The following is a 13,735-nucleotide window of genomic DNA, read 5'->3' as shown; positions in this document are numbered from 1 at the left end:
TTGCCGGCAACGGTCGGAGTCGGAGGGTGACGAGGGGAGGCTCGCGCGGCCCCTGGACGGGGGCCGCGCGCCGGCGTGTGACCGAGGGCCTCAGCGGGTCCAGCGTTGGTTGGTTGCTCCGGTGCAGGTCCAGATGCGCGCCTTGGTGCCGTTGCCGGTGCCGTTGACGTCCAGGCACTTGTTCGCGCCGACGGCGGTGATGCTGCCGTCGGTGTTGAGGCGCCACTTCTGGTTGTTCTGGCCGTTGCAGTTCCAGATGATCACCGCGGTGCCGTCCGCGGTCCCGGCCGCGTTCACGTCCAGGCACTTGCCGCCGTAGACCCGCAGCTCACCGGCGCTGGTCGAGGTCCACTGCTGGTTGGGCTGCCCGTTGCAGTCCCAGATCTGCGCCTGCGCGCCGTTGGCCTGCGACGCGCCGCTGACGTCCAGGCACCGGTTCGACCCCACACCCCGCAGCGCGCTCGTACTGCCCGGGGTGCTGGACAGTTCCTTGATACGGATGTTGCGGAAGGACACCACGTCGCCGGACCCGTGGTTCTGGATGCCGATGTGGCCCTGCTGGAGCGAGCGGACCGGATCTGTGTTGGTGAAGTCGTTGATTCTGGTGCCGTTCAGGAACACCTGCAGCCGCTCACCCTCCACCAGGAGCTCATAGGTGTTCCACTGCCCTGGCGGGTTCAGCGCCGCGTCCCGGACGGCGATGTCGGCGGCCTTGAACCCGTAGATCGCCCCGGTCGTCTTGTCCGGGGTGTCGGTTGCGTCGATCTGCACCTCGTATCCGGTGTTGAGCGCCGCGTTGGGGTCACTGGTGGCCGGGAACCCGACGATCACGCCGGAGTTGGAGTCGCCGGTCAGCTTCCAGTCGAGCTTGAGCGAGTAGGAGCGGAACTCCTTGGCGTTGTGCCACAACATCCCCATGCCGCCCTGGGAGATCAGCGTGGCGTCGCTGTTGGCGAACGACCCCGGCCCCGCTTGCGACCAGCCCGTCGTCGAGCCGTTGTACAACGTCGTGTACCCGGTCTCCGGACGGCAGTCGGCGTTGGTGGCCTTGGCCGCGTACCGGATCCCGCCGAGCAGCAGCGTGCGGAAGTTCGGATCGGCGTACGACTCGCGGGTGTGCCCCAGACCGGTGTAGAACGCGCGGCCGGAGGACTGTGGGCGGCACCAGGTGATCGGGTGATCGCCCATGCCGCCGCCGCTGTAGCTGCCCTCGTCCAGACTCTGCAGCACGCGGACGTTCGGGCGAGGGTTGGAGCGGTAGTTGTACCACTCGTCGGTGCGTGACCAGGTCGTCCCGAGGTGAGCGGTCGCGGCGTGCGCCCGGTCCTCGTTCCGTACGGTGGCCTGCTGGATCGCCGGGTGGTTGGTGAACCAGGCCCCCATCAGTTGCCCGTAGTACGGCCAGTCGTACTCGGTGTCCGCGGCCGAATGCACTCCAACGTAACCGCCTCCGCCGTCCACGTACGCCTGGAAGGCGGCCTGCTGGTCGTCGTTGAGCACATCACCGGTCGTGTTGAGGAACACCACCGCCTTGTACTGGGCCAGGTTGGCCGCGACGAAGGCGTTCGAGTCCTCGGTCGCGTCGACGGCGAAGTCGTTGGCGGCCCCCAGCTCGCGTATGGCCTGGATCCCGGTGGAGATCGAGTCGTGCCGGAACCCGGCCGTCTCGGAGAACACCAGCACATTGAAGGCCGCGGCCTGGGCGGGGATGGCGGGGACCATCGTCGCGGCGGCGGTGATCGCCGCCACCGCCACCGCCACTGACAGGCGTCGCAGCACAGAGGTCTTTCGGTCGCTCCTGGCGGTGCGCCCGAGGGCGGCGGGGGTCAGATGTCGCAGCATGAGTGTCCCTTTCAGACGCGGGTCCAGCGCTGGTTGGTTCCTCCGGTGCAGGTCCAGATGCGCGCCTTGGTGCCGTTGCCGGTGCCGTTGACGTCCAGGCACTTGTTCGCGCCGACGGCGGTGATGCTGCCGTCGGTGTTGAGGCGCCACTTCTGGTTGTTCTGGCCGTTGCAGTTCCAGATGATCACCGCGGTGCCGTCCGCGGTCCCGGCCGCGTTCACGTCCAGGCACTTGCCGCCGTAGACCCGCAGCTCACCGGCGCCGGTCGAGGTCCACTGCTGGTTGGGCTGCCCGTTGCAGTCCCAGATCTGCGCCTGCGCGCCGTCGGCCTGCGACGCGCCGTCGACGTCCAGGCATCGCCCCGATCCCACACCCTTGACCGCACCCGTGCTCCCCGAGGGCGGGGTGCCGGTGTCGAAGGTGAAGGCGTCCACGTCGAACAGGTGGCCCTGTCCGGTCGGGCCGCGGAAGACCAGATACAACGTCGTCATGCCGGCCGGCGCGCCGCTGAGGTTCGCCGAGACGTCGGTGAAGGTGTCCCAGCCGCCGGTGGTCGCCACGTTCGCCGTTCCCAGCAGTGTGCCTGTCGCCGAGCCCGCCCGTACCTCGATCCTGCCGCCCGCGCCGTCCGAGGACACCCGGGCGATGACCCTCGTCGCGTCGCCCAGGTGGTACGGCCGGAAGGAGATCCAATCGCCGTCATCGGTGAAGCCGACCGTCTTGCCGCCTTCCGCGGTGGCGTGGTCGGCGGTCTGGATGCCCTGCTGGGCACCGAAGTGCTCCGCCTGTCGGTGCCGCGGCTGGAGCGTACGGGCGCTGGTGGAGGTCAGACCGCCCTGGTCGGTGTAGGAGGCCTCGAAAACGCCGTAGATGTTGGCCGCGGCGTCGTGCTCACCGTCGACCGGCACCGAGATGGAGCCCGAGCAGCCGGTCTTGGAGGTGATCTGGTGACGGTGGCTGTCGTGGCCGAGGAAGTAGGCGACGGTGACCCCGTCGCAGTCGACCGTGCCGTCCTCGGGGTCGCTGACGGTGACCTGGAAGGGCACGGTGTCGCCGAAGGAGAACGGTTGCCCGTCGGCAGGGGTGGTGAGGCTGACCGTCGGTGCGGTGTTGCCGACGGTCACGATCACGCTCGCCGTGCCGGTGAGACCCTGCGGGTCCCGGACCGTGAGCGTCACCGTGTAGGCGCCGTTCGTGGTGTAGGTCTTGCTCGGATTCGCTGCCGTGGAGGTGGTGCCGTCGCCGAAGTTCCACGAGTAGGCCAGCGCGCCGCCCTCCGGATCCGAGCTGCCCGCCGAGGAGAAGTTCACCGTCAGCGGAGCCGGTCCCGACGTCTTGTCGGCGGACGCCTGGGCGATCGGATTGCGGTTGGCGTCGCCGATGTACTCGATGCGATACAGCGCCTGGTTGTTGTTTCCGGTGCCGTAGTCGAGGACGTACAGGGCTCCGTCAGGGCCGAAGGCCATGTCCATCACCTGCGTCCCCGACCAGGGGAACGCCGAGATCTCCCCGTGGGCGCCGTCCGGCTTGACCTCGATCGCCTTGATCCAGCGTCGGCCGTATTCGCCGGCGAAGTACCGCCCGTCGAGCGCCTGGGGGAACTTGACGGCCGAGCTCAGGGCGGGATCGTAACGGTAGACCGGGCCGCCCATCGGCGACTCCGATCCGGAGCCGAACTCCGGTGGGCTTCCGGCGTCCCCCGCGTACCGGATCCACGCCGGCTTCGCCGGAGGCAGCGTGGTCAGGCCGGTGTTACGGAAGGAGTTGTTGGCCGGGCCGCCCGCGCAGTCGTACTTCGGACCGGTGCTGTTGGTGGCGAAGTTCCATTCGTTGTAGGTCTCGCCGGTGGTGTTCGTGCCCGTGCAGTACGGCCATCCGTAGTTGCCCGGACCGGTGATGCGGTCGAACTCCACCTGCCCGCTCGGCCCGCGGCTGGAGCTGGTCACACCCGCGTCCGGCCCGTAGTCGCCGAGGTAGACGATGCCGGTCGCCTTGTCCACGCTCATCCGGAACGGGTTGCGGAGGCCCATCGCGTAGATCTCCGGCCGGGTCTTCGCCGTCCCCGGCGGGAACAGGTTGCCGCCGGGGATCGTGTAGGTGCCGTCAGGCTGTGGTTTGATGCGCAGGAGCTTGCCACGCAGGTCGTTGGTGTTGGCGGCCGAGCGCTGGGCGTCGAACTGTGGGTTGCGGTTGGTCCGCTCGTCCAGCGGGGAGTAGCCGCTCGACTCGAACGGGTTGGTGTCGTCGCCGGTGGTCAGATATAGGTTGCCGGTGGCGTCGAAGTCGATGTCCCCGCCCACGTGACAGCATTGGCCGCGGTCGTTCTGGACCCGCAGGACCACCTTCTCGCTGGTCATGTCGAGAGTGTCGTCCGCCTTGAGGGCGAACCGGGACAGGTACAGCTCGCCCTTCCACTGGTCGAACTGGGCCTGCGTGCCGGTGCTGGGCGCATCACCGTTCGGCGTGCTCAGCCGCGGAGAGTAGTAGATCCAGAGGTGCCGGTTCGACGCGAAGCCGGGATCGACCGCCACTCCCTGCAGGCCCTCCTCGTCGTGGGTGTAGACGTTGAGCCTGCCGGCCACCTTCGTGTTGCCGTTGGCATCGGTGACACGCAGCGTGCCGTCGCGCGCCGTGTGCACCACCGACCGGTTCGGCATCACGGCCAGCGACATCGCCTCACCCAGTTCAGCGCCACCCGACGCGAGAGACACCTGCTGGTAGTCGGACGGCGGGATGTCGAGGGCGTTCGCCGGGGAGGCGTCGAGCGCGAGTGCTCCGGAAGTGATGAGTGCCATCGTGGTCAGCAAGGTGAGCCATGGACGTCGGGACATGAGTGTTCCCTTCTGCGACAGGAGGACCGGTCAGGGCAAGGCGCCCGGGATTCTGCCTCGCGGCCAGAGGAGTGCCGCCTCTGGCCGCGGTGGAGACGAGGCCCGTCAGGCCGACGGTGTCAGGCGCGGGTCCACTTCTGGTTGGCGCCGCCGTGGCAGGTCCAGATGTGCACTTTGGTGCCGTTGGCAGTGCCGGTGCCGCTGACGTCCAGGCACTTGTTCGCGCCGACGGCGGTGATGCTGCCGTCGGCGTTGAGGCGCCACTTCTGGTTGTTCTGTCCGTTGCAGTCCCAGATGATCACCGCGGTGCCGTCCACCGTCCCGGCCCCGTTCACGTCCAGGCACTTGCCGCCGTAGACCCGCAGCTCACCGGCGCCGGTCGAGGTCCACTGCTGGTTGGCCTGCCCGTTGCAGTCCCAGATCAGCGCCTGCGCGCCGTTCGCCTGCGAAGCGCCGTTGACATCCAGGCACCGCCCCGACCCCACACCCTTGAACGCACTCGTGCTCCCCGGAGGCCGGCCCTGTGGCCCGGCGGCCGCGATCACGGCCTGGGCACCGGCCGGCCAGGCGCCGTTGGTGACGGTGACGTTGTTGTTCACCACGTTGCCGCGGTCGCCGTTGGTGATGTTGGTGCTGCCGTTGGTCGACCAGTTGCCGGTGACGGTGAAGTCGCCCATGTTCTCGCCGTACCAGTAGTTGGCGGTGGCCCAGGTGCCGGTGCTCGACAGCACGTTGTTCCTGACGGTGTAGTGCCGCGAGCCCTCGTCGAAGTAGATGCCGAACCAGCCGTTGGTGCGCAGGCAGTGGTTGTCGTTGATCACCGCGCCCGGGTTCCACGACAGCGTGTAGATGCAGCCGCCGTCGGTCATCTGCTGCATGACGTCGTGCACGTAGTTGCCGATGAGCCGGTTGCCGGAAGCGGTGGTGGGCGTGGTGTAGCGCGGCTGGAAGTCGTACAGGCCGCGGTCGGCGTAGTGGGTGCTGCCGCCCGGCTCGTTGGCGCCCCAGCCGTACCCGATCGACATGCCGGTGTAGGGCATGTTGTAGACCTCGTTGTGGGACACGTCGGTGTTGGTGACGTAGGTGGTCAGGACCGAGACGACGCCTCGGTGGTCCAGGCCGAGGTCGTGGATGCGGTTGTCGCTGACGGTGATGTTCCGGTTGACCATCCGCTGGTCACTCGGGTGGTGTGCGTCCGCGCGCACGCCGCCGACCACGATGCCGCCGGCCGAGCTGTGGGCGATCTCCGACCGGATGACCGTGATGTCGGCGGCGCCCAGGCCGACACCGCTGGCGTGCGCGTTGGCGTCGTTGCCGATGCCGATGGCCGTCTGTCCCAGGTTGACGAAGCGCGAGTCGGTGAAGGTGATGGTGCTCGCCGCGGAGACCTGCACGGCGGCCGGCATCTGGTACCAGTTCGGCCGGGTCGCCTCGAACTCCCGGCAGCCCTGGTGGCAGGAGGTGAAGGCGGGCCGGCTCCAGTCGCCCGCCATGTAGGCGCCGGTCTGCTGGTCCACGTAGCCCTGGTCGCCGCTGGGGCCGAGCCAGCTCGTGCCGGTGAAGGTGATGCCGCTGAACGTGATGTGGTGCGCGGGCGCGTCATAGGTGCCCCCCACGTGCACGAGCGACTGGAGCACCGGCAGTTCCACGCTGACCTCAGCCATGTTCTGCCCGGCGAGCGGGATGTAGGACAGCACGCCGGCCTCGGGGTCGAGGTACCACTCCCCCGGCGAGTCGAGGAACTCGTAGGCGTTGACCAGGTGGAGCGGCCCCGCCCGGTGCGGGCTGGTGAAGGTGTCGTACCCGAAGTTGTTGTTGCTCCAGGCGGGCTGCCGCATCGTGATGAGGTTTCCGCTGATGCTCTGCACCGGCGCGTACCGGTCCGTGAAGGAGCCGACGCTCTCCATCTCCACCCGGTCCTGGTCGGCGAGGTTGTTCAGATGGCTCAGCGCGCCGCTGGTGAACCTCATCCCGGTGCTGCTCGCGGTGAAGTCGGACCGGTTGACGGCGGTGCGCGCCCGGGTGGCGAGCGCACCGTCGACGTACACCTGCCGGGTGTCGATCCCGGCCCCGACGTTGGCGCGCCAGATGTTCTTTCCCGAGTCGGCGACGGTCCATCCGGTGATCGCCCTGGCTCCGCTGATGACCGGGACGGTCCCTGCCGCGGCCTGCCATCTGACGGAGTAGCCGTTGCTGCCGGAGTCGGCGGCGGTCAGCCGGAGCGGCGAGGACAGCCGGTACACCCCGCCGGCCAACTCCACGACGATGTCACCGGACATCCCGGCGTTCAGCGAACGTACCGCCGTCTGCGCCGCGGCCGGCGAGCACGGCTGGGTGGGGGTGCAGGCGGTGCCGGTGCCGGCGGGTGACGCGTACAGGGTCGTGGTGGCCGCGAGGGCCGGGTCGGCGGGGGCGACGAGGGCGAACGCCGCGGCCAGCGCGGCGGTGAAGATGCCGATCAGGATCGGTCTCAGCATCGTGACGGGCGGAGGTAAGGGCACAGTCGTTCCTTCGGGGGGTAGGCGTATGGCCAGGTCACGCCGTGATCCTCAGGCAGGTGACGCCTTTGCCGGGTGGAGCGGTCGGGGATCGCCGGACTCGCTACCCATTACCTTCGGGGCAGGGATAGCCGTCAAGCCTTTAAGCCTGCCTATTTTGCGATTGGCGCACCGAGAGTGCGACCATGGTCGGCTAATTCATACCTTCACCAGCAGAAATACCGATGACCGCGTACATCCGCACCGATAACTCAGGGATGAACCGTTCATATGTGTCGTACTCATGAGACGGCACTGTGGCGGGGCGGGTCGGCCCATCAGTCATACTCTTGCAGGGAACGGCAAGGAGGAAGCACGGTGACTGAGGCCCCCCGCGAGAGCGGATACCGGCCGGGCTACGAGGTAGCCGCCGAGCAGGTGCTGGAATTGATCCTCAGACTCGGCCTGCGTCCGGGTGACCGCATGCCGACCGAGAACGAGCTGGCCCGGCAGCTGGGCACCAGCCGCACCGTGGTGCGCGAGGCGGTGAAGATCCTCTCCGCGCTCGGCCGGGTACGCGCCCAGAAGGGCCGCGGCCTGTACGTGGCCGACGACGAGGGGATGCTCGGCACCGGGCGCTGGGGGTCCTTCTTCCTCCCTACCGACCTCGACCACGTCTACATGCTGTTCGAGTTCCGCCGGGCTCAGGAGATGGAGACCAGCCGGCTGGCCGCCCGGCGCGCCACCCCGGCCGAGCTGAGGGCGATCGAAGAAGCGGCCGGCCTGTGCCGCACCGGCTTCGAGACCGGACGCGAGGAACTGTTCAACGAGGGCGACGACGCCTTTCACACCGCGATCGCCGTCGCTTCGCACAACATATTCCTCCAGGTCGCCGTGCGGGAGGCCCGTAGGCTGCAGGCGCAGTCGAGCCTCATCGGCCTGCGCGGCTCGGTGGGCGAGCACGCCGCCAAGGCCGTGGAGGAGCACGACGCCATCTACCAGGCCATCCGCGCCGGTGACCCCGAGGCGGCCGCTCAGGCCGCGGCCACGCACATCGACAACACCCTCGACGACTACCGCAGGGAGATCCAGCAGCGCCTCTTCTTCTCGTCCCACTGATCCGGGCACGGGCGACGGCGGGCAACAGCCGCGTAAGGCCTCGGCTCATCCCGGAGACCCCGTTGCGGAGGAGCAGTTGGCGACCGTCAGCAGGCCGGACAAGCACCTCACCAACCGGTAGACAAGCGACAACAGCACCTCGCGCTGGTCGCAGCCGCTGCTCTGATCATGCAGCAGAATCCCAGTGCAGAGCACGAGACCGTGTTTCCGGACGGGACACGGTCCGTTGAACTGCGACCCGACAAAATCGACCGTGTAACAGCGTCTCGCAGTCCAATGGCGCCCAGGCGCACCACGTTTACCGGGCTGACCTCATCGACGTCTGTAACGCTCACATCCCTTCAAACGGGGCTGGACCGAGCGTCTGGGGCGGGACGCTCGAGTCCGAATGTCATTGTTAGCGCTCACATCAGTTCCTGAACCTGTCCTCTGCCGGCGGCCGGTTGTGGGTGGTGCGCCAGAGTAGACACGAAGCAAGAAAGGCCTGTCAAGAATCGGTCGGGTCCTGCCTGGCCGGCGTTCGTTCGGCGACCGGGTCTTACCTGCCTTTACCCAGAATGTTCGCTCTTCCCGAGAACGCGGCACGGTGAAACTTTCACCCGTTACCGTCCTGTGGCAGGCCCATTCCGCCGACGAGAAGGTGTCCCGGTACCAGTCCGGGGTCGGTGGCCCATCATGTGACACCAACCCCGGCTCCCGGGTCGCGTAGTACTTGGACCCCGCTCTCAGTGTCCGATGGGCAGGATGGTGTTAGAGGCGTAATGGTGCCTGCCGGCGCTGTTGTACATGTCGGTGGCCGCCGCCATCATGCGGCCGGGGGTGACGGGCCGTCGCGCAGGATCGGCACGTACACGAACCTGTCTTCGAGGCGGGGGGTGCAGGTGACGTTGGCGGAGGTCTCGCCGAAGGGGGCGGGCTCATCGCCGTGGGAGACGGTCCGGGAGACCACGACTTTCAGGCTGACGGTGTCGTTGGACAAGCAGCGCACCGATCCGACAAGGGTGGCGGCGTTGCCGCCTTCGTTTCTGATCGCGAAGATCCTGATGAGGTTGGACTGGGCCTGCAGCCGCCGGGCCTCTCGCACCGCTATCTGATGGACTTCTCGATACCTCCCGGCTCCGCTGGTGTGGCGCGGCGGGCGGCCGGCCGGCTCGTCTCCATCTCCTGAGCCCGGCGGAACTCGAACAGCATGTGATGTGGTCCAGGTCGGTGGGCATGCAGTCGCGGGCGCAGCCGACTGATCAACTCGCAGCCCGGCCGGTATGCGCCTTCCGCACGCGGAGTGTCGCCACCGCCTCCTCAAGGGTACGACCAACCGTGGCGCGGGCCAGCATCAATCCCCCGCCCGCCCTGGATTGAATGCGATACATCTGTCGCCCTGCCGGATCCTGGAATCAGCGTCAGGAAAGAAACGGGCACCTACCTGCAATAATGCCCGGATGAGTTCCCACTCTTGCACAGACCTCTTTGTGAGAGGCCAGAAATAAGTGGGCTTAAGGTCTTGACGCGCCTCAGCGCGAGGAAGGTAATGGGTAGCTAAGTCGCCAGGACGCTCCTGTCAGGGGCTCCTCGGTTGGACCGCAGCTGGAGTGGGGCACTCCGCAGCGGTCATGTGCGCGATCGAAACCAGCCACGCGACCGACGGCGTAGGTGGACTTCATCAGGCAGCTCGAGGCTCAGCGGTGCCGGCCGGATGTGGTGTTCCGCGCGGGACCAACAGAACGGCGCTGAGCCGTCACACCGGCAGGCCGAGCCTTTCACCCCCCATGCCTTTCACCCCCCCATGAAGGAGAACCAAGTGGTGTCCCCATCCAGACGTGTCGATATTCGAACCCCAAGGGGAGTCGCGTGATGTCGAAGCACGGATCCATCTTCGGGGCGATCGCGGTCGCGGCACTTCTTGTCCTGTCCACAGGGCCCGCGGCGCTGAGCAACAGCACCGGCGGGACCACGTCGTCCACGGGTGCCGGCACCCTCGCGCCGACCGCCGGGTGCGGCAAGACTCCGACGCTGGGGAGCGGTACGCATTCGATTCAGAGCGGCGGCAAGAATCGCTCCTTCATCCTGCGAACCCCGGACAACTACCACAACAGCACGCCCTACCGGTTGATCTTCGCGTTCCACTGGCGTGGCGGCACAGCCACCGAAATCGACTCGGGCGGCACCAGCGGGTACCCCTGGTCTTTCTACGGCCTGCGGCAGATGTCGAACAACGGCGCGATCTTCGTCGCGCCCCAGGGCATCGGCAACGGCTGGGCCAATTCCGGCGGCGAGGACGTGACCCTCGTCGACGACCTGATCAGGCTGATCGAGGCGGACCTGTGTGTCGACACCTCGCAGCGCTTCGCCCTGGGCTTCAGCTACGGCGGCGGCATGAGTTACTCACTCGCGTGCAGCAGGGCGACGGTCTTCCGTGCGGTCGCTGTCTACGCCGGTGCGCAGCTCAGCGGGTGCAGCGACGGCAGTCAGCCCATCGCGTACATGGGACTCCACGGCATCGGGGACTCGGTGCTCAACATCTCCCAGGGACGGTCGCTGCGTGACAGGTTCGTCAGGAACAACGGCTGTACCGCCCAGAACCCACCCGAGCCGGGGTCGGGCAGCAGGACGCACATATCCACCACCTACTCGGGATGCCGGGCCGGATACCCGGTCGTCTGGGCTGCCTTCGACAACGGCCACATGCCCGGCCCGGTGGACGGGACCTACGCTGAGAGCGGCATCACGACCTGGACCAAGGGAGAGGTGTGGAGTTTCTTCTCGCAGTTCGGGACCACCCCGCCGGCCGATTCCACGCCGATCCGGGGTGTGGGCTCGGGCAGGTGTCTCGACGTGAGCGGCGTCTCGCAGGCCAATGGCGCCCAGGCGCAGATCTGGGACTGCAACGGACAGGCCAACCAGCAGTGGACATCGAACGGCGCGAATGAGCTGCGGGTCTACGGCAACAAGTGCCTGGACGTGAGCAACCAGAGCACCGCCGACGGTGCCGCAGTGCAGATCTGGGACTGCAACGGCCAGAACAACCAGAAGTGGCGCCTCAACTCCGACGGCACCATCACCGCCATCGGCGCGAACAAGTGCCTCGACGTGCCCAACAGCGCCACGGGCAACGGCACCAAACTCGCCATCTGGTCATGCCACGGCGGCGCCAACCAGCGCTGGAGCCTGAGTAGTTGAGCCGGCCATCTCCTACCTTCGCCGGGGCGGTCCACCGTCCCGGCGAGAACCATCACCCAGACGCTCCGGTCCCCGCGGTGATCAACGCTCCAGGCGCACGGGGTCGCCCGGCCCACCGCGACGGACGAGCCAGGCGCCGGTGATGTGATGGAACATCGCCTCGGCGGCACCGCCGGGGTCGTGGGCGGCGATGCGCTCGTAGATGCGGCGATGGCCGAGGTTGGACGCCACGCACAGGGTCCGCTGGGGCTGGCCCATGTAGCGCGCGGTGTTGATGACCTGGCTCTCCAGGGATCGCACCACACCACGGGCGATCCGGTTCCCGGACGCCTGCATGATCGTGTCGTGGAAGGCGCGGTCGTGCTCGGCGTACGTGACATGGTCGTCCACGAGCTCGTCCATCCGATCGACCAGCGCACGCAGCCGGTCGATGGTGTCCTGATCCGCGAGGCGAGCGGCCAAATTCGCCATGTCGGACTCCAGCACGCGTCGCGTGACGACGAGGTCGTCAAGGATGGCCAGGCTGTCATCCTCGGCGATGGTCGCCGCCAGGACAAGCTCGTCGAGCATGTCCCACATCGTCGGCGGAGTGACTATGGTGCCGCTGCCCTGGCGGACCTGCACCAGCCCCTTCTCCTGAAGGATCTTCACCGCTTCGCGGATGACGGTCCGGCTCACCGAGAAGGCATCGCAAAGCGCGGGCTCGGGGGGCAACGGCGTACCCGAGGGGTGCACCCCCCGAACGATGCGCTCCACCAGCTCCGCCGTCACCGCCTTGGCGAGGTTGGCCGGCCGTCGCACCCACGCCGGCGGCGACTCCTGGGATGTCGTCATATCTCCTCCGGTGCCGCGGGCGGCGCCATATTTCGCCGTCAGTATATGACACGTGCATTGACGTAAGACGTCATACGAATTACGTTTCGCCTCAAACAGCGGTCGGGCGAGCCGGCCGTCCTCTGGAGAGTGAACAGCAATGAAGCAGCGAATATTGTGGTCGGCCATCCTGGTCGCGGGACTGGCCCTGGCCGGCTGCGGAAGCGCCACCCGGCCCACGTCATCGCCGAGCGGTTCCAGCAAGGTCTCGAAGCTCGTGGTCTGGGACTGGAAATCCGGTGACGCGGCCGCGGCCTCCTACGTGCAGAGGGCGAAAGGCGACTTCGCCAAGAAGCACCCCGGCGTCACGGTCGAGTTCGTGGCTCAGCCGTTCGACCAGTACTACACCTTGCTGGGCGCGGCCATCCAGGCCGGCACAGGACCCGATGTCATGCTCTTCAACGGTGGCGGCCAGATCCGCGACCGCGTGGACGCGCTCCTTCCGCTCGACCCGTACGTGGCCGAGGACAAGCAGCGCCTGGCGGGCTGGGACGCGTTCAGTAAGGACGGCAAGGTCTACGCCGCGCCGGTGACGTTGCAGGGCCATCCGATCTACTACAACAAGGCGCTGTACGAGAAGGCGGGACTCGACCCGGCGAGCCCCGCCACCACATGGGACGAGTTCGTCGAAAACTGCACCACCATCAAGCTGAAGACGGGGACCAACTGCTTCGCGCTCGGCAATAAGGAGGGCGTCGGCATCCAGTTCTTCCTGTCGGGCCTCGGCTCGGGCATCCTGACGCCGCAGGAGTACGACCACTGGATCGCCGGGAAGCGCGTCTGGACCTCTCCCAACGTGAAGCGGGTCTTCAAGCTGTGGAAAGAGGCCGGCGACTCGAAGCTGAACAACGACGGGGCCAACTCGACCGCGATGTTCAACGACGCCTTCACTATCTTCAACTCCGGTAAGGCCGCTCACATCATCGGGCTGATGTCTGACATCGGGCACTGGAAGGACTTCAGCGAGTTCCTGGGAGCCGACAAGCTCGGCGTCATGCCGTCCCCGGTCGTCACCGGCGGAACCAGCGCGAACCTTCCGTACGACGGTGGCATCGGCTACGCGGTCGCGAAGTGGGCGAAGGACCCGAAGCTGGCCGCCGACCTGGTGCGGTCGCTGACCGCGACCGACGCCCTGACCTCCTTCTACTCCGACGCCGGCGCGATCGCGTCCGACACCACGATCGACGTGTCGCAGGGCCCCGCGGCCGTCGGCACGATCGTCTCCGAGATCAAGAACGGTAAGCCCGCCCTGCATGTCGCGTTATCCTCCAAGACCCTGGATCTGATGGGAAGGCTGTCCCAGCAGCTTCTGAGCGGCTCGGCGACCGTCGACGAGGTGGTGGAGCAGCTGGCCGCTTCCGATCGGGCGAGCTGATCCCGTGCCGATCCGAAATTCGTCACCGCCGGCCCGGCCGG

The 13,735-nt window shown here is 67.4% G+C and carries 8 protein-coding genes; 3 read left to right on the top strand and 5 right to left on the bottom strand.

Going from position 1 to position 13,735, the window contains the following annotated elements; translation table 11 throughout:
• Positions 1–90: 90 nt before the first annotated feature.
• The 3 genes from ACTMTF_RS41390 to ACTMTF_RS41380 form a co-directional block, all read right to left on the bottom strand.
• Positions 91–1,842 (bottom strand): ThuA domain-containing protein, encoded by a 1,752-nt coding sequence (locus ACTMTF_RS41390; protein WP_441115577.1) that lies wholly within the window; start codon positions 1,840–1,842, stop codon positions 91–93.
• Positions 1,843–1,853: 11 nt separating this feature from the next.
• On the bottom strand, positions 1,854–4,673 hold the full coding sequence (locus tag ACTMTF_RS41385) for a PQQ-dependent sugar dehydrogenase (protein WP_441115576.1): 2,820 nt from the start codon (positions 4,671–4,673) through the stop codon (positions 1,854–1,856).
• A 119-nt stretch (positions 4,674–4,792) separates the two neighbouring features.
• The gene (locus ACTMTF_RS41380) at positions 4,793–7,150 is read right to left on the bottom strand and encodes an RICIN domain-containing protein (protein ID WP_441115575.1); all 2,358 of its coding nucleotides are present in this window, start codon (positions 7,148–7,150) and stop codon (positions 4,793–4,795) included.
• A 378-nt stretch (positions 7,151–7,528) separates the two neighbouring features.
• Here ACTMTF_RS41380 and ACTMTF_RS41375 point away from each other — a divergent pair, with 378 nt between their 5' ends.
• Entirely contained in the window at positions 7,529–8,269 is a 741-nt protein-coding gene (locus tag ACTMTF_RS41375; RefSeq protein WP_441115574.1) for a FadR/GntR family transcriptional regulator, read from the top strand.
• Between the two features lie 805 nt (positions 8,270–9,074).
• Here the strand turns inward: ACTMTF_RS41375 and ACTMTF_RS41370 are convergent.
• A complete protein-coding gene (locus tag ACTMTF_RS41370; RefSeq protein ID WP_441115573.1) occupies positions 9,075–9,353 on the bottom strand; it encodes a hypothetical protein in 279 nt (92 codons plus the stop codon).
• Positions 9,354–10,120: 767 nt separating this feature from the next.
• On the opposite strand from ACTMTF_RS41370, the gene ACTMTF_RS41365 reads away from it, so the two are divergent.
• Positions 10,121–11,446, top strand: coding sequence for a ricin-type beta-trefoil lectin domain protein (locus ACTMTF_RS41365; RefSeq protein ID WP_441115572.1), 1,326 nt, complete (start codon positions 10,121–10,123; stop codon positions 11,444–11,446).
• Between the two features lie 81 nt (positions 11,447–11,527).
• Here ACTMTF_RS41365 and ACTMTF_RS41360 read toward each other — a convergent pair whose 3' ends face one another.
• Complete coding sequence (locus ACTMTF_RS41360) at positions 11,528–12,448, bottom strand: FadR/GntR family transcriptional regulator (protein ID WP_441115571.1); 921 nt, start codon at positions 12,446–12,448, stop codon at positions 11,528–11,530.
• On the opposite strand from ACTMTF_RS41360, the gene ACTMTF_RS41355 reads away from it, so the two are divergent.
• On the top strand, positions 12,420–13,694 hold the full coding sequence (locus ACTMTF_RS41355) for an ABC transporter substrate-binding protein (RefSeq protein WP_441115570.1): 1,275 nt from the start codon (positions 12,420–12,422) through the stop codon (positions 13,692–13,694). The genes ACTMTF_RS41360 and ACTMTF_RS41355 overlap by 29 nt on opposite strands.
• Positions 13,695–13,735 lie beyond the last annotated feature (41 nt).

This window comes from Nonomuraea sp. ZG12 (genome assembly GCF_052068115.1).
Taxonomy (GTDB): domain Bacteria; phylum Actinomycetota; class Actinomycetes; order Streptosporangiales; family Streptosporangiaceae; genus Nonomuraea.
The sequence above is the reverse complement of the archived record's forward strand: the minus strand, read 5'-3'. Positions and strand labels throughout refer to the sequence as shown.

Bases quoted from the DNA above. Each gene is read 5' to 3' on its own strand.
- ACTMTF_RS41390 (WP_441115577.1), bottom strand. From the start codon at position 1,842: ATGCTGCGACATCTGACCCCCGCCGCCCTCGGGCGCACCGCCAGGAGC.
- ACTMTF_RS41385 (WP_441115576.1), bottom strand. From the start codon at position 4,673: ATGTCCCGACGTCCATGGCTCACCTTGCTGACCACGATGGCACTCATC.
- ACTMTF_RS41380 (WP_441115575.1), bottom strand. From the start codon at position 7,150: ATGCTGAGACCGATCCTGATCGGCATCTTCACCGCCGCGCTGGCCGCG.
- ACTMTF_RS41365 (WP_441115572.1), top strand. From the start codon at position 10,121: ATGTCGAAGCACGGATCCATCTTCGGGGCGATCGCGGTCGCGGCACTT.
- ACTMTF_RS41355 (WP_441115570.1), top strand. From the start codon at position 12,420: ATGAAGCAGCGAATATTGTGGTCGGCCATCCTGGTCGCGGGACTGGCC.
- ACTMTF_RS41360 (WP_441115571.1), bottom strand. From the start codon at position 12,448: ATGGCCGACCACAATATTCGCTGCTTCATTGCTGTTCACTCTCCAGAG.